20 protein-coding genes and 1 pseudogene are annotated in these 17,755 nt (G+C 73.3%); 15 read left to right on the forward strand and 6 right to left on the reverse strand.

Annotated features, from left to right (window positions below; genetic code table 11):
* Window positions 1–66: 66 nt before the first annotated feature.
* From QUE40_RS04025 to QUE40_RS04045, 5 genes are all read left to right on the forward strand, one after another.
* Entirely contained in the window at window positions 67–1,422 is a 1,356-nt protein-coding gene (locus tag QUE40_RS04025) for an NAD(P)/FAD-dependent oxidoreductase (protein WP_350227067.1), read from the forward strand.
* 75 nt (window positions 1,423–1,497) lie between these two features.
* Window positions 1,498–2,772, forward strand: a complete 1,275-nt coding sequence (locus QUE40_RS04030; protein ID WP_289232398.1) for a M16 family metallopeptidase — start codon at window positions 1,498–1,500, stop codon at window positions 2,770–2,772.
* The gene (locus tag QUE40_RS04035) at window positions 2,772–3,764 is read left to right on the forward strand and encodes a M16 family metallopeptidase (protein ID WP_289232399.1); all 993 of its coding nucleotides are present in this window, start codon (window positions 2,772–2,774) and stop codon (window positions 3,762–3,764) included. The genes QUE40_RS04030 and QUE40_RS04035 overlap by 1 nt, the downstream gene beginning before the upstream one ends.
* On the forward strand, window positions 3,692–4,114 hold the full coding sequence (locus QUE40_RS04040) for a peptidase M16 family protein (RefSeq protein ID WP_289232400.1): 423 nt from the start codon (window positions 3,692–3,694) through the stop codon (window positions 4,112–4,114). Before QUE40_RS04035 ends, QUE40_RS04040 begins: the two co-directional genes overlap by 73 nt.
* A gap of 223 nt (window positions 4,115–4,337) precedes the next feature.
* Window positions 4,338–5,006: an excalibur calcium-binding domain-containing protein gene (locus tag QUE40_RS04045; RefSeq protein WP_289232401.1), complete on the forward strand. Its 669-nt coding sequence runs from the start codon at window positions 4,338–4,340 to the stop codon at window positions 5,004–5,006.
* Window positions 5,007–5,227: 221 nt separating this feature from the next.
* Here QUE40_RS04045 and gabT read toward each other — a convergent pair whose 3' ends face one another.
* Window positions 5,228–6,568 carry a 4-aminobutyrate--2-oxoglutarate transaminase gene (gene gabT / locus QUE40_RS04050; RefSeq protein WP_142004519.1) on the reverse strand — a complete coding sequence of 447 codons (1,341 nt, stop codon included), beginning with the start codon at window positions 6,566–6,568 and terminating at the stop codon, window positions 5,228–5,230.
* A gap of 69 nt (window positions 6,569–6,637) precedes the next feature.
* Window positions 6,638–7,435: an inositol monophosphatase family protein gene (locus QUE40_RS04055; RefSeq protein WP_236022235.1), complete on the reverse strand. Its 798-nt coding sequence runs from the start codon at window positions 7,433–7,435 to the stop codon at window positions 6,638–6,640.
* Between the two features lie 216 nt (window positions 7,436–7,651).
* Between QUE40_RS04055 and QUE40_RS04060 the strand changes: the two genes are divergently transcribed.
* Window positions 7,652–8,833, forward strand: a complete 1,182-nt coding sequence (locus tag QUE40_RS04060; RefSeq protein ID WP_142004521.1) for an inorganic phosphate transporter — start codon at window positions 7,652–7,654, stop codon at window positions 8,831–8,833.
* A 49-nt stretch (window positions 8,834–8,882) separates the two neighbouring features.
* Window positions 8,883–9,080 carry a hypothetical protein gene (locus QUE40_RS04065; RefSeq protein WP_142004522.1) on the forward strand — a complete coding sequence of 66 codons (198 nt, stop codon included), beginning with the start codon at window positions 8,883–8,885 and terminating at the stop codon, window positions 9,078–9,080.
* 2 nt (window positions 9,081–9,082) lie between these two features.
* Here QUE40_RS04065 and rsgA read toward each other — a convergent pair whose 3' ends face one another.
* The 3 genes and pseudogenes from rsgA to QUE40_RS04080 form a co-directional block, all read right to left on the reverse strand.
* The gene (gene rsgA / locus QUE40_RS04070) at window positions 9,083–10,084 is read right to left on the reverse strand and encodes a ribosome small subunit-dependent GTPase A (protein WP_142004523.1); all 1,002 of its coding nucleotides are present in this window, start codon (window positions 10,082–10,084) and stop codon (window positions 9,083–9,085) included.
* Window positions 10,085–10,091: 7 nt separating this feature from the next.
* A pseudogene (gene aroA, locus QUE40_RS04075) lies at window positions 10,092–11,391 on the reverse strand (3-phosphoshikimate 1-carboxyvinyltransferase).
* Entirely contained in the window at window positions 11,388–11,906 is a 519-nt protein-coding gene (locus QUE40_RS04080; RefSeq protein WP_142004525.1) for a DoxX family protein, read from the reverse strand. Before QUE40_RS04080 ends, aroA begins: the two are co-directional and overlap by 4 nt.
* Window positions 11,907–12,008: 102 nt before the next feature.
* Between QUE40_RS04080 and QUE40_RS04085 the strand changes: the two genes are divergently transcribed.
* The 4 genes from QUE40_RS04085 to rsrA all read left to right on the forward strand — a co-directional run bounded on the left by QUE40_RS04085 (window position 12,009) and on the right by rsrA (window position 14,593).
* Window positions 12,009–12,851 (forward strand): SOS response-associated peptidase, encoded by an 843-nt coding sequence (locus tag QUE40_RS04085; RefSeq protein ID WP_142004526.1) that lies wholly within the window; start codon window positions 12,009–12,011, stop codon window positions 12,849–12,851.
* The gene (locus tag QUE40_RS04090; protein WP_289232402.1) at window positions 12,848–13,543 is read left to right on the forward strand and encodes an alpha/beta hydrolase family protein; all 696 of its coding nucleotides are present in this window, start codon (window positions 12,848–12,850) and stop codon (window positions 13,541–13,543) included. The genes QUE40_RS04085 and QUE40_RS04090 overlap by 4 nt, the downstream gene beginning before the upstream one ends.
* A 118-nt stretch (window positions 13,544–13,661) precedes the next feature.
* On the forward strand, window positions 13,662–14,312 hold the full coding sequence (locus QUE40_RS04095) for a sigma-70 family RNA polymerase sigma factor (RefSeq protein WP_170206759.1): 651 nt from the start codon (window positions 13,662–13,664) through the stop codon (window positions 14,310–14,312).
* Complete coding sequence (gene rsrA, locus QUE40_RS04100) at window positions 14,309–14,593, forward strand: mycothiol system anti-sigma-R factor (RefSeq protein WP_236022236.1); 285 nt, start codon at window positions 14,309–14,311, stop codon at window positions 14,591–14,593. Before QUE40_RS04095 ends, rsrA begins: the two co-directional genes overlap by 4 nt.
* A 92-nt stretch (window positions 14,594–14,685) precedes the next feature.
* On the opposite strand, the gene QUE40_RS19600 is transcribed toward rsrA, so the two are convergent.
* Entirely contained in the window at window positions 14,686–14,760 is a 75-nt protein-coding gene (locus tag QUE40_RS19600; RefSeq protein WP_370587309.1) for a 50S ribosomal protein bL37, read from the reverse strand.
* A gap of 637 nt (window positions 14,761–15,397) precedes the next feature.
* On the opposite strand from QUE40_RS19600, the gene QUE40_RS04110 reads away from it, so the two are divergent.
* Genes QUE40_RS04110 through QUE40_RS04125 form a run of 4 tightly spaced genes read left to right on the forward strand, consistent with a single transcriptional unit; the run spans window position 15,398 to window position 17,755 of the window.
* A complete protein-coding gene (locus QUE40_RS04110; RefSeq protein WP_289232403.1) occupies window positions 15,398–15,961 on the forward strand; it encodes a hypothetical protein in 564 nt (187 codons plus the stop codon).
* Window positions 15,883–16,419 carry an HD-GYP domain-containing protein gene (locus tag QUE40_RS04115; RefSeq protein WP_350227128.1) on the forward strand — a complete coding sequence of 179 codons (537 nt, stop codon included), beginning with the start codon at window positions 15,883–15,885 and terminating at the stop codon, window positions 16,417–16,419. Before QUE40_RS04110 ends, QUE40_RS04115 begins: the two co-directional genes overlap by 79 nt.
* Window positions 16,416–16,583 carry a hypothetical protein gene (locus QUE40_RS04120; RefSeq protein ID WP_289232404.1) on the forward strand — a complete coding sequence of 56 codons (168 nt, stop codon included), beginning with the start codon at window positions 16,416–16,418 and terminating at the stop codon, window positions 16,581–16,583. The genes QUE40_RS04115 and QUE40_RS04120 overlap by 4 nt, the downstream gene beginning before the upstream one ends.
* Window positions 16,583–17,755, forward strand: coding sequence for an HD-GYP domain-containing protein (locus QUE40_RS04125; protein WP_289232405.1), 1,173 nt, complete (start codon window positions 16,583–16,585; stop codon window positions 17,753–17,755). Before QUE40_RS04120 ends, QUE40_RS04125 begins: the two co-directional genes overlap by 1 nt.

Genomic DNA, 17,755 nt, shown 5'->3' on the forward strand with positions numbered 1-17,755 from the left:
GGCCGACAGCGTATCGCCGGACAAGATCACATCCGCGGGCTCCGGGCGCGGCACTACGCTCGGTCCATGAGCAGCACGACCACGAACCCACGCTCCCCGCACCGCGTGGTGATCATCGGCTCGGGCTTCGGGGGCCTCTTCGCGGCGCGAGCGCTGCGCAAGGCGCGCGACGTCAAGATCACCCTCGTGTCGGCGACGACCCATCACCTCTTCCAGCCCCTGCTCTACCAGGTGGCGACCGGCATCCTGTCCGAAGGACTGATCGCCCCGGCCACCCGCGAGGTGCTCGCGCGGCAGGAGAACGTCGAGGTCGTCTTCGGCAAGGTCACCGACATCGACCTGGCCCGGCGCACCGTCACCGCCAAGGCGCTCGACGAGACCCAGACGTACGACTACGACTCGCTGATCGTCGCCGCCGGCGCCGGGCAGAGCTACTTCGGCAACGACGAGTTCGCGCGGCACGCGCCCGGCATGAAGAGCATCGACGACGCCCTCGAGCTGCGCGGCCGCATCTTCGGCGTCTTCGAGCTCGCCGAGCTGGCGGCCGCGGCCGGACGGGCCGACGACGTGCGCAAGCTGATGACGTTCGTCGTCGTCGGCGCCGGCCCGACCGGCGTCGAGATGGCCGGGCAGATCAGCGAGCTGTCGCGCCGCACGCTGCGCCGCGACTTCCGCAACATCGACCCCACCTCGGCGCGCATCATCCTGCTCGACGCCGCCCCGGCCGTGCTCAGCGCGTTCGGCGACCGGCTCGGCAACAAGGCGACCGAGCGGCTCAAGAAGATGGGCGTCGAGGTCGAGCTGGGTGCCAAGGTCGTCGGGGTCGACGCGACCGGCATCGAGGTCGAGGACGCCGGCGGCGCCCACCGGCGCATCGACGCCATCTGCAAGGTGTGGGCGGCCGGTGTCTCGGCCAGCCCGCTGGGCAAGCAGCTCGCCGAGCAGTCGGGCGCGCAGCTCGACCGGGCCGGGCGCATCAAGGTCGAGGACGACCTGACGCTGCCGGGGCACCCCGAGGTGTTCGTCGTCGGCGACATGATCTCGCTGAAGGACTACCCCGGGGTCGCGCAGCTGGCGATCCAGGGCGGTCGCTACGCCGCCCGCGCCATCCGGCGCCGGCTGGCGGGGAGAAGCCGCAGGGCCCGTTCGAGTACTTCGACAAGGGCTCGATGGCGACCATCTCGCGGTTCAGCGCGGTGGCCAGCATCGGCAAGCTGCGCTTCTCCGGCTTCGTCGCCTGGGTGCTGTGGCTCGGGGTGCACCTCGTCTACATCATCGGCTTCAAGAGCCGGGTCACGACGCTGCTGCACTGGGCCGTCGCGTTCCTTGGCCGGGCGCGCGGCGAGCGCACGTCCACCGAGCAGCAGATCTTCGCGCGGCTCGCGCTGGAGCGGCTCGGTGACGACTTCACCCCGTCGGTGAACATGGGCGTGCGCGAGGACCAGCGCGACCCCGCCTGACCGAGCCGGCCCCGAGGGGCTCACCTAGGGTGCTGGCATGCCGCTGGACTACCCGATCGCCGAGCGGACGCTGCCCAACGGGCTCCGGGTGATCGTCTCGCCGGACCACACGGTGCCGGCCGTGACGGTCAACCTCTGGGTCGACGTCGGGTCGCGTCACGAGCCGGAGGGCAAGACCGGCTTCGCCCACCTCTTCGAGCACCTGATGTTCCAGGGCTCGCGCAACGTCGCGGAGGGGGAGCACTTCGCCCGGCTGATGGCCGAGGGCGCCCGGCTCAACGCGACGACGTGGTTCGACCGGACGAACTACTTCGAGACGGTGCCGACCGGCGCGCTGGAGCTGGCGCTGTGGATGGAGGCCGACCGGCACGGGCACCTGCTCAACGCGGTCAACCAGGCCAACCTCGACAACCAGCGCGACGTGGTCAAGGAGGAGCGCCGCCAGCGCTACGACAACCGGCCCTACGGCGACGCCCTCGAGCGGCTCTACGCCGCGGTCTTCCCCGAGGGCCACCCCTACCACCACTCGACCATCGGCTCGATGGCCGACCTCGAGGCGGCGTCGCTGGCCGACGTGCACGCCTTCTTCACCGAGCACTACGGCCCGAACAACACCGTGCTCACGCTCGTCGGTGACGTCACGGCAGACGACGGATTCGCAGCGGTGGAGCGCTATTTCGGCGACCTGCCCGCCTCGGCCGCGCCCCGCCGCGGCCCCGTCGAGCCGTTGCCGCCGCTCGAGGCGCCGGTGCGCGTCGACGTCGACGACGACGTCCCGACGCACCGGCTCTACCTCGCCTGGCGCCTGCCGGTCGCGCACACCCCCGAGTTCTGGGCGGCGGAGCTGGCCTTCGACCTGCTCGCCGGGCTCGCGACGTCGCGGCTCTACCGCCGGCTCGTACGCCGGGAGCAGGTCGCGAACTCGGTGTCGCGCAGCGCGTTCGGGCTGGTCGACGGAGTCTCCCTGGGGCTGCTCGTCGTCGACGTCGCCGAGGACGCCGACCCCGACGCCGTCGAGCGGGAGGTGCTGGAGGAGGTCGCGCGGCTCGGGGAGGAGCTGCCCACCGAGGTCGAGATGGAGACGCTGCACCACGAGACCGAGCGGTGGTGGCTGAGCGCGATGGCCGGCCAGGAGGAGCGGGCCGACACCATCAGCCAGTACGCCCTGCTGCACGACGACCCGCAGATCGTGAACACGTTCGTCGACCGCACGCGCGCCGTGACCCCGGAGCAGATCCGCGACGTTAGCCGCGCGTGGCTGCGGCCCGAGTCGCGCGCCGTCGTCGCCTACCGGCCGCGGAAGGAGTCCTGATGCTGCCGCGCCCGATCCCGAAAGAGCCTGCGCCGTGGGCGTTTCCGACACCGCAGGAGCGTGCGCTCGACAACGGCGCCCGGCTGCTCGTCTATCCCGTCCCGGGGCAGCACGTCATCTCGACGCGGGTCGTGATCCCGGCCCCGCTGTCGAGCGAGCCGCGCGACCGTGAGGGCGTCGCCACCCTGGTGAGCCGCACCATGGACGAGGGCACCGAGCAGCGCACGGGCGAGGAGATGGCCGAGCTGCTGGAGCGCAACGGGGTCGGCCTCGCGGCGGCGGCCACCGAGGGCGGCATCGTGATGGAGGTCGACGCCACGCGCCCGCAGCTGAGCACCGGCCTCGAGCTGCTGACCGAGTGCCTGTCGCAGCCGGTGTTCGACCAGGGCGAGGTGCGCCGTCACCAGCGGCAGCGCCTGGCCGACATCGAGCAGGCGCTGGCGCGTCCGGCAAGCCGCGCCGCTCTTGAGTGGATCGCGACGAAGTACGCCCCCGCCGCCCGCGCCTCGCGGCCCTCCGGCGGCGGGGCCGAGACGGTCGCCGCCATCACGCGCGACGACCTCGCCGCGTTCCACCGCGACCACGTCGGGCCGCGCGGGGCGACGGTGGTGGTCGCCGGCGACATCGACGTGGACGAGGCGACCGCCGACGTCGCCCGCACGCTCGGCTCGTGGGGCGCCGAGTCAGGTTCTGCCGCAACAGAACCCGCCGACAACCCCACGGCGGCCGACGCCGCGCGCATCGTGTTCGTCGACCGCCCCGGATCGGTGCAGACGGAGATCTACCTGGGGGCGTCCGGTCCCAGCCGTCGGGTGCCCGGAGGTTGGGCGCCCTACCCGGCGCTGGCGTACCTGCTTGGGGGTCGCCCTCCTCGCGCATCGACGCGCTGCTGCGCGAGGAGAAGGGCTACACCTACGGCATGCGCGCGACGTTCCGGCCGAGGCTGCGCGGGGGAGAGGTGCTGGTCTCGGGGTCGGTGCGCGGTGACGTGACCGCCGAGTCGCTCGACCTGCTGCTCGGCGTGCTCGACGGCGCCGCCACAGACGGCTTCACGGCCGAGGAGGTCAAGGCCGCGGTCGACTTCGTCGGCAAGACCGCGCCGGCGCGCTACGCCACCGCCGACGTCATCGCCGACGAGGCGGCCCACCTCGCCTTCGACGGTCTCGGGACGAGCTTCGTCACCGACTACCTCGAGGGTCTGCGGTCGCTGGATCCCCAGCGGCTGCAACGTGATTGGGCTGCGGTGGCCCACGACTGGACGGTCGTGCTGGTCGGTGACGCCGACGCCGCGGCCGAGCAGGTCCGCGCGCTCGGACGCGGCGACGTCACCGTCGTCTCCTGACGACGGCGGCCCACGAACCACGACGGCGGCACAGAAGTTATCTGTGCCGCCGTCGTACTTTCTGTGCCGCCGTCGTCGACGGCGGGCGGGTGACGGGCTCACCCTGAGGGACCGGTCTGCGGCGTTCGCGGGACGGGCGGGCGCTGGCGGCGCTTGACTGCGTCCAGCGACGGCAGCCCCAGCCGTTCGAGAGGTCAGCGCCGCGGCGCGGAGAGGCCTGGACGTGAGCGACGACGACACCCGCCCCCTGCCGCGACCGCCCGGGTTCGACCAGGGGCAGCAGCCAGTTCCGCCGTACCCCGGCGCCGGTCAGGAGCAACCGATCCCGCCGTACGCCGACGGGCAGCCTCCTGAGCGCAAGGTCGCCAAGCCGTTGCTCGGGTGCGGTTGTCTCGGCGTCGTCGGCCTCCTGCTGCTCGGCGGGTGCATGGCCCTGCTGGGCGTGGGCGACGACGACCCGGCCGAGGATCCGCCGTCGAGCTCGACCGCCCCCGTGGTCACGAGCACGGTGACGGTGACCGAGACGACGACCGAGAGCGAGACACCGGAGCCGACCTCCGAGACGGCCGAGCCCGAACCCACCGAGGACCAGCCGTCACCCACCACGGAGCCGGAGCCCGAGCCGTCCGAGCCGAGCCGCACGCAGGAGCCCGAACCGAGCCCTGAACCGACGCAGGAGCCCGAACCGAGCCCGGAGCCCGAGCCAAGTCCGGAGCCCGAGCCCAGCGCCCCGGCGCCGTTCGCCGACCCGCCGGAGGAGGGCGGCGGGGCGTACTACAGCAGCTGTGCCGAGGCGAGAGCGGCGAACGCCGCGCCGCTGTACGCCGGGCAGCCCGGATACCGGCGCGGTCTGGATCGCGACGGCGACGGGGTGGCCTGCGAGAGCGGCTGAGCCGGCGAGGGGATTCAAGGCGGTTCGCCAAGTGGTTCCCGGTGCCCGGCCGCGCGTCGCCCGGCCAGGTAGCGAAGCCCCGGCCCGAGCACCCGGTCGACGCCCCGCGCGACCCCGCCTCCGCCTGACGACGGCGGCCCACGAACCACGACGGCGGCACAGAAGTTATCTGTGCCGCCGTCGTACTTTCTGTGCCGCCGTCGACGATGCCGGCCGGGCGGTCAGCCCTTCGGCGACAACGCGTCCGCGAGCACGTCGAGCCCCTCGCGCAGCAGGTCGTCGCTGATCACCAGCGGGGGCAGCAGGCGCAGCACGTTGCCGTACGTCCCGCACGTCAGCGCGATCACGCCCTGCTCGTGGCAGCGCTTGGCGGCGGCGGCGGTGAGCTCGGCGTCGGGCTCCTTGGTGCCGGGCTTGACGACCTCGACGGCCATCATCGCGCCGCGGCCGCGCACGTCGCCGATGGCCGGGTTGGTGGCCTGCAGCTCGCGCAGCCGGTCGCCGATGATCGTCTCGATCTCGCGCGCGCGGCCGGCGAGGTCCTCGGCCTCCATGGTCTCGATCGCCCCGAGCGCCGCGGCGCACGCGACCGGGTTGCCGCCGTAGGTGCCGCCCAGGCCGCCGCCGTGCACGGCGTCCATCAGCTCGGCGCGACCGGTGACCGCCGCGAGCGGCAGACCGCCCGCGATGCCCTTGGCCGTGGTCACCAGGTCGGGCACGACGTCCTCGTGGTCGCTGGCGAACCAGGCGCCGGTGCGGCAGAAGCCGCTCTGCACCTCGTCGGCGATGAACACGATGCCGTTGTCCTTGCACCACGCCGCGAGGGCCGACAGGAAGCCCGGCGCCGGCACGATGAAGCCACCCTCGCCCTGGATCGGCTCGATGATGACCGCGGCGATCTGGTCGGCGCCGATCGCCTTGTCCGCCGCGAGGATCGCGCGCTGCGCGGCCTGCTCACCGGTCATCCCCTCCGGGTCGCGGAAGGGGTAGGACGTCGGCACCCGGTAGACGTCGCTGGCGAACGGTCCGAACCCCTTCTTGTAGGGCATCGCCTTCGCGGTCAGCGCCATCGTGAGGTTGGTGCGCCCGTGGTAGGCGTGGTCGACCGCGACGACCGCCTGGCGGCCGGTGGCGTAGCGCGCGATCTTGACGGCGTTCTCGACCGCCTCGGCGCCGGAGTTGAACAGCGCCGACTTCTTGGCGTGGTCGCCGGGGGTGACCTCGGCGAGCTTCTCGCAGACGTCGACGTAGCCCTCGTACGGCGTGACCATGAAGCAGGTGTGCGTGCTCTCGCCGACCTGCTGACGTACGCCCTCCACGACGCGCGGAGCGGCCGACCCCACGCTCGTGACGGCGATGCCGGAGCCCAGGTCGATCAGCCGGTTGCCGTCGACGTCCTCGACGATCCCGCCGCCGGCGCGGGCGACGTACACGGGCATGACCGAGCCGACGCCTGCGGCGACGGCGGCGCTGCGCCGCTCGGCGAGCTCGCGGGACCTGGGCCCGGGAAGTTCGGTGACCAGCTCACGACGCTGGGGGATCTCGGTGCTGACGGCAGTCATGACTGGCTCCTTCGGTGTGCACGTCATCGGGCGACACCGCCATCATGGCAGTCTTTCGAAACCGAAGTGTCAGCCGGCCGCATCCTGGGAGCCGAGGCGGCCCAGCAGCTCCTCGTGCAGCAGGCCGTTGCTCGACAGCGCGTTGCCCGACCAGATCCCGTCGCGCCCGTCGAGTCCGGTGAACCGGCCGCCGGCCTCGGTGACGATCGGCGCGAGGGCGGCCATGTCGTGCACCGCGAGCTCGGCCTCGGGCGCGGCGTCGACGGCGCCCTCGGCGACGAGCATGTGCGACCAGAAGTCGCCGTACGCCCGCACCCGCCAGGCGTCCGCGACCAGCTGCTGCACCTGCTCGCCGCGGCCGATCCGGTCGAAGTCGCGCACGTCGCCGAAGCTGATCGACGCGTCGGCGACGGTGCGCACCTGGGAGACCGAGATGCGCCGCGCGCGGGTGAGCGTGCGGCCGGTCCAGGCGCCCGAGCCCTGCGCGGCCCACCAGCGCCGCTGCAGCGCAGGCGCCGACACCAGCCCCAGCACCGGCTCGCCGTCGACGACCAGGCCGATCAGCGTGGCCCACACCGGGACGCCGCGCACGAAGTTCTTGGTGCCGTCGATCGGGTCGATGATCCACTGCCGCGGACCGTGGCCGGTGGACTCCAGCTCCTCGCCCACCACGGCGTCGCGCGGTCGGGTGCGCTTCAGCTGGGCGCGCAGCAGCTCCTCGGCCGCGGTGTCGGCGTCGGACACCGGCGTGAGGTCGGGCTTGGTCTCGACCACGAGGTCGTCGGCGAGGAAGCGCCCCGTCGTCGTGGGCTCGACCGCATCGGCCAGGACGTGCGCCAGGCGCAGGTCGTCGTCGTACGAGGGCACGGGCCGACCGTAGCCGACCGGACCCGCCGGGCCGGGGACGTCGGAGCCGCTGCGTGGGCGTCGCGACCGCCCGGTCGGCCCCCGCTCGGCCGGGTCGGTGGGGGCCGAGATGCAGAGGACACCCATGAATGTTCACGCTGCGTACGTCTGTGGTTTCCTTGATCCGTCGCGCCTGCCAGGGGTGCGAATCCCCGAACCCGGAAGTGTCCGCGCTGCATGCTCTCGGCCACGTTGCTGATCGTCGCCATCGTCGTGATCGTCGCGCTCGTCTTCGACTTCACCAACGGTTTCCACGACGCCGCGAACGCGATGGCGACCTCCGTCGCGACGGGCGCGCTGACTCCCCGCCGGGCCGTCGCGCTGGCCGCGGTGCTCAACGTCGTCGGGGCCTTCCTGTCGACCGAGGTCGCCAAGACCATCAGCGGCGGCATGGTCGACGACAGCTTCGTCACCCCCGAGATGGTGCTGGCCGGGCTGTGCGGCGCGATCCTGTGGAACCTGCTGACCTGGCTGCTCGGCCTGCCCTCGAGCTCCTCGCACGCCCTGTTCGGCGGGCTCATCGGTGCGGTGCTGGTGGGAGCCGGCGCCTCGGGCGTGCACTGGCCGGTGATCGTCTCCAAGATCCTGCTGCCCGCCGTGGTCGCCCCGGTCGTCGCCGGCCTGGCCGCGGCGCTCGCGACCCGCGCGGCCTACCGCGTGATGCGCGGCGCCGACCGCGAGGGCGGGGCACGCATGTTCCGGGCGGGGCAGACCGTGTCGGCGTCGTTCGTGGCGCTCGCGCACGGCACCTCCGACGGGCAGAAGACCATGGGCGTCATCACGCTGGTGCTCGTCACCGGCGGCTACCAGGCCAGCGGCACCGGACCGCACCTGTGGGTCATCGTCGCCGCGGGCCTCGCGATCGGCCTCGGCACCTACTCCGGCGGCTGGCGCATCATGCGCACGATGGGCAAGGGCCTGGTCGAGATCCAGTCGCCGCAGGGCTTCGCCGCCGAGACCTCCTCCAGCGTCGCGATCCTCGCCTCCTCGCACATGGGCTTCGGCCTCTCGACGACGCACGTCGCCTCCGGCTCGATCCTCGGGTCGGGGCTCGGCCGCGGCACCGAGGTGCGGTGGGGGACCGCCCGGCGGATGGCGTACGCCTGGGCGCTGACCCTCCCCGCGGCCGGCGCCGTCGGGGCGCTCGCCGCCCTGCTGACCCGGCTCGGCACCGGCGGTTCGCTGCTGGTCGTCGTCATCCTCGCGGTGTTCTCGGCGATCATCTGGCGGGTGAGCCGCCGCGCGGCCGTGTCGCACGCCAACGTCAACGAGCAGTCCGACGTGGTCGTCCTGGCCCGTCCGGGGGCCGACTCGGTCGCCGACCTGCCCGAGCCCGAGACCGCCACCAGCCGCCGCTGACCGCCCGAGACTGACCGAGGAGACCCCGATCGACATCGACTGGCAGGCGTTGCTCGACGTCGCGCTCACCACGGTGGTGGGAGCGGTGCTGATCGTCGTGCTGTTCGCCGTCTCGACCCGGTTGCTGGTGAGCGACGCGGCCGAGCGCTCGCGCGGGGTGCGCACGGCCGCGTGGCTGGGCTACGCGGTGGTCGCGGCCGCCGCGGCGTTCGGGATCTGGCTGATCGTGCCGTACTTCCGCGGCTGAGCTCAGTCCCCGCCCGTACGCGATCGCAGGAGTCGGCGCAGCGACTCCAGCCGTGCCTCGCCCGCCGGGCCGGCGTGGCCGGCGGCGACATAGGCGTCCAGACCGCAGTCGTCCTCGTCGTGGGTGCAGCCGCGCGGGCAGTCGACGGTGCCCGGCTCGAGGTCGGGGAACAGGTGCACGATCCGCCCGGGGTCGACGTGCGCCAGCCCGAACGAGCGCACCCCCGGGGTGTCGACCACCCAGCCGCCCTCGGGCAGCTCCAGGGCGACCGCCGACGTCGAGGTGTGCCGGCCGCGCCCGGTCACGGCGTTCACGTCGCCCGTGGCCCGCGCCGCGTCGGGCACCAGCGCGTTGACCAGGGTGGACTTGCCGACACCCGAGTGCCCGACGAGCACGCTGACCCGCCCGTCCAGCCGTTGGCGTACGTCATCCAGGCCGACGACCTGCCCGTCGACGACCCGGGTGACGACCCAGGGGACGTCGAGAGGGGCGTAGCGGCCGAGGAAGCCCTCGGGGTCGACCAGGTCGGCCTTGGTGAGCACGAGCAGCGGGTCCATGCCGGCGTCGTAGGCCGCGACCAGGCAGCGGTCGACCATGCGCGGCCGCGGCTCGGGGTCGGCGAGGGCGGTGACGATCGCCAGCTGGTCGGCGTTGGCCACCAGCACCCGCTCGACGGGGTCGGTGTCGTCGGCGGTGCGGCGCAGCAGGGTGCTGCGCTCCTCGACCCGCACGATGCGCGCGAGGCTGCCCTCGGCGCCGGTGGTGTCGCCGACCAGCGCCACCCGGTCGCCGACGACGATGCTGGTGCGGCCGAGCTCGCGGGCGCGCATGGCGGTGACCAGCCGATCGTCGACGAGCACGGTCCAGCGGCCGCGGTCGACGGCGACGACCATGCCGACGACGGCGTCGAGGTGGGCGGGCCGGTCCTTGGTGCGGGGGCGGCTGCCGCGCCGGTTCGGCCGCACGCGGACGTCGGACTCGTCATAGACCCGACGACCGCTCACGCCTGCCTCACCCGACCCCGGCCAGCTGCTCCCACAACCGCGGGAAGGCGGGCAGGGTCTTGCCGGTGGTCTCGACGTTCTCGATGACCAGCCCGGGCACCCGCAGACCGAGCACGGCGGCGGCCATGGCCATCCGGTGGTCGGCGTACGTGCGGAACAGGTCGCCGTGCAGCGGCCGGGGCCGGATGGTGAGCCCGTCCTCGGTCTCGCTCACGTCGCCGCCGAGCCGGTTGAGCTCGGTGGCGAGGGCGGCGAGCCGGTCGGTCTCGTGCCCGCGCAGGTGCGCGATGCCGCGCAGGTGCGAGGGGAGTCGGCCAGGGCTGCGAGCGCGGCGACCACGGGGGTGAGCTCGCCGACGTCGTGCAGGTCGATGTCGATGCCGACGATCTCGCCGGTGCCGGAGACGGTGAGTCCGTCGCGGGTCAGGGCGACGTCGGCGCCCATCGCGTCGAGGATGTCGCGGATCGCGTCGCCCGCCTGGGTGGTGAACTGCGGCCAGGCCGGCACCCGCACGGTCCCGCCCGCGACGAGCGCGGCGGCGACGAACGGCGCGGCGTTGGACAGGTCGGGCTCGACCTCGACGTCGAGGAGTGGATCTCGCCGGGCTCGACGACCCAGGTGTTGGCGTCGGTGTCGTCGACCATGACGCCGGCGTCGCGCAGCACCTCGACGGTCATGTCGATGTGCGGCTGCGAGGGCAGCGGCTTGCCGTCGTGGATGACGCGCACGCCCTGCTCGAACCGGGCGCCCGCGAGCAGCAGCGCCGAGACGAACTGCGAGCTGGCCGAGGCGTCGAATCGCACCGACCCGCCGGGCACCGTCCCGACGCCCTGGACGGTGAACGGCATGCCGTCGCGACCCTCGTCGTCGATCTGTACGCCCAGCGTCCGGAGCGCTCCGAGCACCGGACCCATGGGCCGGGTGCGGGCGTGCGGGTCGCCGTCGAAGTGCACCGGCCCGTCGGCCAGGCCGGCGACGGGCGGCAGGAAGCGCATCACCGTGCCGGCGAGGCCGCAGTCGACCTGGGTCGGACCGCGCAGCGGGGCCGGGGTCACGAGCCAGCCGTCGTCGGTGTCCTCGATGACGGTGCCGAGGGAGCGCAGCGCCTGCGCCATCAGCAGCGTGTCGCGCGAGCGCAGCGGCCGCCGCAGCAGGCTCTCGTCGCCGGCCAGCGCGGCCAGCACGAGGAAGCGGTTGGTGAGGGACTTGCTGCCCGGCACCGTGACCGTGGCGTCGATGGGCCCGTCGGCGACGGGCGCCGGCCAGTCGGTGGTCACGGTGCCGGGGTGGGTATGAGCAGAACTCAAGGCAGTGAATTTCCTGCCTGACGGGCCAGCAGCTTGGCCTCGCGGCGCGCGCTGCGGGCGGCCCGACGGGCGCTGCGGCCGGTCTCGGCGGCACCGGCCGCCGCGCGCCAGCGCAGGCTGGGCTTGCCCTCGGTGTCGACCGCGGCCAGGATCACGCCGCCGAGGATGGCGACGTTGCGCAGGAAGTTCGCCTTCTTCTGAGCCTTGACCTTCGGGTCGGACTCGGCCCAGAACGCCTGGTGCACATAGGTGCTCGGCGCGAGGGCGCCGGCGAGCAGGGCCGACGCCGGGCGCGGGAAGCGGCCGGTCGCGAGCAGGGCGCCGCCGGAGAGCTGGGCCGCGCCGCTCGTGCGGACGACCAGCTCGGGGTTGTTCGGCAGGCCGGTCTGCTGGGCGGCCATCTCGACGAACGGGGCCGCCTCGGCCGCAGCCTCCTGCGGCTTGCGCAGCCGGTTGAGACCTTCGACGATGAAGTACGACGCGAGCATCGGCCGGGCCAGACGCCGGATCAGCATGTGCGCTCCTCGGGTTGGGGCGTGTCAACGGATGCGACCTACGTTATGCGGTCCCGGGCGCGGCGGCGAGGGGAGCCGGGGGTCGCTCGTAGGCTGATCGGCATGTGTGGTCGTTATGCCGCGAGCGCGAGCCCCGACGACCTCGTCGAGGAGTTCGAGGTCGACGAGGAGCGCCTGCACGAGATCACCCGCAGCGTGCTGAAGTCGCCGCAGTCGCCGCCCGCCGGCACGCCCGACTACAACATGGCCCCCACCAAGCAGGCGCCCGTCGTGCTCACCCGCGCCCCGCGCGAGGACCGCGAGGCCCCGCCGCAGCGCCAGCTGCGGCTGCTCACCTGGGGTCTGGTGCCCGCGTGGGCCAAGGACCCCAAGGTCGGGCTGCGGATGATCAACGCGCGCTCCGAGACGCTGCTCGACAAGGGCGCGTTCGTCAAGGCCGCGGTCGCGCGGCGCTGCCTGGTGCCCGCCGACGGGTGGTACGAGTGGCAGGTCAGCCCGACCGCCCTCGACGCCAAGGGCAAACCGCGCAAGCAGCCGTTCTTCGTGCACCGGGCCGACGGCGACCGGCTGGCCTTCGCGGGGCTCTACGAGTTCTGGCGCGGCCGCTCGCTCGCCGACGACGACCCGGACGCCTGGCTGGCCTCGTTCACCATCGTCACCACGGCCGCCGAGCCGGGCCTGGACCGGATCCACGACCGGCAGCCGGTCGTGCTCGACCGTGACCGCTGGGCCGACTGGCTCGACCCGGCGACCACGGACCCCGACGAGGTGCGGGCGCTGCTCGCCGACGCACCCACGGGGCGCTTCGAGGCGTGGCCGGTCGGGCGGGGCGTCGGGTCGGGTCGCAGCAACGGCCCAGGCCTGGTCGAGCCGGTCGCCGAGTCCGAGCTCGAAGGGGTCGTCGACCCCGAGACGGGTGAGATCCTCGGGGGCGAGTTCCGTTGAGCGTCAAGGAGATCGAGACGCCGGTCGGTCTCGCCCGCGCGCACGTGCAGCGGGCGCGCGAACCCCGCGGGTCGATCGTGCTGAGTCACGGCGCAGGCGGCGGCATCGAGGCCAAGGACCTGCAGGCGCTCACCGCACTCGTCGACGACGGGTGGACGTACGTCCTCGTCGAGCAGCCCTGGCGCGTCGCCGGCAAGAAGCTGGCCCCGCGCCCGCCCGTGCTCGACCAGGCGTGGCTGCCGATCGTGGCCGCCCTGACCAGCGGCCGCTGGGCGCTGCCGCGGCCGCTGATCCAGGGCGGTCGCTCCGCCGGCGCGCGCGTCGCGTGCCGCACGGCGACCGAGGTCGGCGCCGACGCCGTGCTCGCGCTCTCCTTCCCGCTCCACCCGCCCGGCAAGCCGGAGAAGTCGCGGGCCTTCGAGGCGCAGCTGGTGCTCGACGCCGGGCTGCCGCTCGGCGTCGTGCAGGGGAGCGCGACCCGTTCGGCACACCCGACGACGTCCGCGCCGCACTGGGGGCGCAGGCCCAGGTCTTCGCCGCGCGCGGCGACCACAGCTTCAGTCGGCACCCCGACGACGTGCTCGCGGCCGTCCGTGACTGGCTCGGCGGCCTGCCCGCCCATGCCTGACCGCCGGCCCCCACCCCCTCCCGGGTGGGAATGTGCGCCACCCCGGTGCCGTTGCAGGGGGTGAGCGATTTTCCCGAGGAGGACCCTTGCTGCTGGCAGCGAACGCACCGACCGGCGCCGTGCCCGAGCCCATGCTTTCGGGCACAGGAGGCGGTCAGCCCGGCGCACTAGGCTGGGGCGCGATGAGTGACACCCACGCCCCTGGCACCGCGTCTGCCGACGCCGGTCGCGACAGCGAGGTCGACGTCGCCAACGAGTCGCAGGCCGAGCGTGCCGCTCGGTTCGAGCGCGAGGCGATGCCCTACCTCGACCAGCTCTACTCCGCCGCGCTGCGCAACACGCGCAACCCGGCCGACGCCGAAGACCTGGTGCAGGAGACCTATGCGAAGGCGTACGCCGCCTTCCACCAGTACAAGCCCGGCACCAACCTCAAGGCCTGGCTCTACCGGATCCTGACCAACACCTACATCAACAGCTACCGCAAGAAGCAGCGCCAGCCGCAGCAGTCCGACGCGGCCGACATCGAGGACTACCAGCTGCACCGCGCCGAGTCGCACAGCTCGACGGGTCTGCGCTCGGCCGAGTCCGACGCGCTCGACCACCTGCCCGACGACGACGTCAAGCGGGCGCTGCAGGAGCTCCCCGACGACTTCCGGATGGCGGTCTACCTCGCCGACGTCGAGGGGTTCGCCTACAAGGAGATCGCCGAGATCATGGACACCCCGATCGGCACCGTGATGTCGCGCCTGCACCGTGGGCGTCGCCAGCTGCGCGAGCTGCTCACCGACTACGCCGTCGAGCGTGGCTTCGTGCGTGAGGAGGCTCGGTCGTGACCGCTGAGCAGTCCATCGACAAGCCCGACTGCCGGGCCGTCATCGAGCAGATCTACGCCTACCTCGACGGCGAGCTCGACGAGCGTGACGTGGCCCGCCTCAAGCAGCACCTCGAGGAGTGCCCGCCCTGCGTGACGGAGTACGAGCGTGACCAGCTGCTCAAGGCGCTCGTCCGCCGCTCGTGCGCCTGCGAGCAGGCCCCCGAGAAGCTGCGGGCCCAGATCCTCACCCAGATCACCACCGTGTCGGTAACCACCGTCGAGGTGCGCCGCCAGGGCTGATCCGGCCCGGCTCGTCCGACCCCGAGCACGAGACAGCCCCCGTGCGCCGTGATGGCGCTGCGGGGGCTGTTCTTGTGCGCTGGCTCGTCGGCTCAGGCGTTGGGGCGCTTGCCGTGGTTGGCGCCCTTGCCCTTGCGCGAGCGACGCTTGCGGGCGCGCTTGCTCATGGAGATCTCCTTGGGTTCGCTCCGGCACGAGAGCCGGAATCGCCCGCCATCGTCGCACATTCGGCGGCACGGCACCCAACCGAGCGCGTCTTCCGCATGGCAGAATGCGCGTTGTCATGTCCCCTCATGGCACCGCGCACCCCCGGTCCCCCGATCGTGGGGTCGACGAGAGGAAGTCCATGAACGAGCAGCTGCTCTTGCTCCTGTCCGGCTCGGTTCCCCAGTCGCCGACTGTTATCGGCTGGAACCCTGGTCCCGGGGGCAAGTGACTCCAAGCGCTAACCCCTCACACACTGCGGACCCCTCGCCAGAGCCCCCACGGCTCCCGGCGAGGGGTCCGTGGCCTTGGCGCTACGTCTCGGCACTGCTGCTGGCACTCGCGCTCGGTGTGGCGGCCGGCACATGGTGGGGCCCGGTTCGCCTGCACCCACCGACGCTCGCCCTGCTGATCGGTCTTGGGCTGGCGGCGGAGCTGCTGCGGCGCGTGGAGTCTGAGCGGAGGACCTCCGTCTCGTTCATCTCCGTCATCCTGACCGCAGCCATCCCGCTTGTCGGCCCGGTGGGGGCTGCCTTGGTGGGCGCCCTGCCAGCGCTCGTCCAGCCGCGCGGGACGCCTGCGATCGCGCGGGCGTTCAATATGGCCCAGACGGGCCTCATCGGCCTGGCCGGCGGCTGCGTCTATCTCGGCGCGGGCGGGGCCATGGTCTTCGGAGCCAGTTCCGGCGTCACGGATCTGTTGGCTGGCCTGCTGCTGCCCCTGCTGGTCGCCACGCTGGTCATGATGCTGCTCAACGCCGCCCTGATCGCCGGCATCCTGCGGCTGTCAGGGGGAACGTCTCTGCGCTTCGCCTTCCTGCACACCTCGCGCGACGGTCTCGTGCTCTACCTCGGCTACGGCCTCGTCGGGTTCCTGTTCGTCGTGCTCTGGCAGGTCGAGCGGCTCGGACCGCTGAGCCTGCTGCTGGTCGTCGCCCCGCTCATGCTGGCCCAGTGGTCGATCAGCGGCCTGGTCGAGGAGCGCGAGACCCAGCTGCGCACCGTGCGCACGCTCGTGGCTGCCGTGGAGACTCGCGGCGCCCAGCGGCGCGGACAGGGGAGCGGGTCGGCGAAGTCTGCGAGGCCATCGGTGAGCAGCTCGGCCTCACCCCGCGGATGTCCGAGGCGCTGCAGTTCGCGGCGGCGCTGCACAACGTGGGGCTGATCGCCCCGCCCGAGCGCGGCGAGGCCCGCCACCTCACGCCGGACCGGGCGCGGCGCATCGCCGAGCACCCGACCCGCGGCGTGCAGATGCTGCAGCACATCGACTTCCTGGAGGAGTCGCGCAGCGCGATCCTGCACCACCACGAGCGCTGGGACGGCGACGGCTATCCGCAGGGCCTCGCCGCCGAGCGGATCCCGCTGCTCGCGCGCATCGTGGCCGTGGCCGACGTCTACGTCGCGCTCACCTGGGGCCGCGACCGGATGCCGCCGGAGCAGGCGCTGGAGATCGTCGACGCCCGCGCCGGCACCCACCTGGACCCGCGCTGCGTCGCCGCGCTGCGCGCCGCGTGGGACCGCGGCCGGATCGTCGACCGGCCGCGCCCCGCCGGCCCCGACCTGCCGCTCGACCACGACGCCCCCGAGGTGTCCGACCTGATGGCCTCGGGGGTGCCGCGGTGAGCGGGGAGTCCTCCGTTCCCACCGGGCAGGCCGCGACGCCGGGGCTGGCCCGGGTGCAGCCGCGGCCGTGGGCCCAGACCCTCGTCGTGGTGCTGGCCGCTCTCACCGTGATCGTCGCGTTCGTGCTGCGCCTGCGGGGCGAGCGGCTCGGCACCCCGAGCTGATGGTGCTCGGCTGCTTCTTCCTCGCGATGCTGGCCGGGGAGGCGCTGCGCCTCGACGGGCAGGACCACCCGATGATGTTCCCGCTGTCCGGGGCCGCCACCGCAGGGCTCGCGCTCGCGGGCGAGCTCGACGGGCGCACGCTCGGCTACGGCGCGGCCGAGGTGGTCATCGCCCAGGTCGCGGCCATGCTGCTCGGCGCGGCCTGGCTCCAGCACCGCACGGGCGGGCGGCCCCGGGTCCACCACTACGCCGTACGCCTGCTCGTCCTGTCCCTCGTCGCGGTCGTCTATCGCGAGGTGCCGCTCGGTCCGGGAGGTCGCACCCTGGTGGCTGCCGCGACCGACGGCACCCACGTGCGCTGGCAGGTGGCGCTGCTGATGCTCGCGGTGCTGCTGGCCGCGACCGTGCTGGCGTTCGCGCTGCAGCTCCTCCTGCGGCCGCGCGGCGGTCATCGCGCGCGGTGGCACTTCTTCCAGGAGGACGTGCGCTCGGCCCTCCCGGTCACCCTGGCCGCCATGTCGGCCGCCGTCGTGGTGGCGCTCGGCCTGCGGGCGCTCAGTCTGTTCGCCGTGCCGCTGTTCCTCACCCCGCTGGTGCTGATGGGGTTCGCCATCCAGCGCCAGCGCCGCGCGGGTCGCGCCCGGCAGCAGTCCATCGCCGCGCTGTCGCGGATGACCGACCTCGCCGGATACACCCGCGAGGGGCACTCCGAGCGCGTCGCGGCGCTGTGCGACGTCGTCGGGCGGGCGATGCACCTGACCGACCGCGAGCTGGTCGACCTCGAGGCCGCCGCGCTGCTGCACGACATCGGTCAGGTCGCGCTGCGCGACCCGATCCCCGGCGGGGCGACCGTCGGCCTCGCACCCGTCGACCAGGAGCGAATCGCCGACGACGGCGCCGCGATCGTGCGGCGCACCGAGGCGATGGACCGCCCCGCCACCATCATCAGCGAGCACCCGACGCCGTTCCGGATCCTGCGCGAGGAGGGCCGTCCGCTCTCACGGGCAGCGCGAATCCTGAAGGTCTGCAACGCTTTCGACGACCTCGGCGGCACGCGCGGCGACCGCGACGCCGCGCTCGAGCGGATCCTGCTGGGGCTCGGCTACGAGTACGACCCCGAGGTCGTCGACGCGCTGACCGAGGTCACCGAGCGGGTGACCCGCGCGGCCTGA

It is taken from the genome of Barrientosiimonas endolithica (genome assembly GCF_030296655.1).
GTDB lineage: Bacteria > Actinomycetota > Actinomycetes > Actinomycetales > Dermatophilaceae > Barrientosiimonas > Barrientosiimonas humi.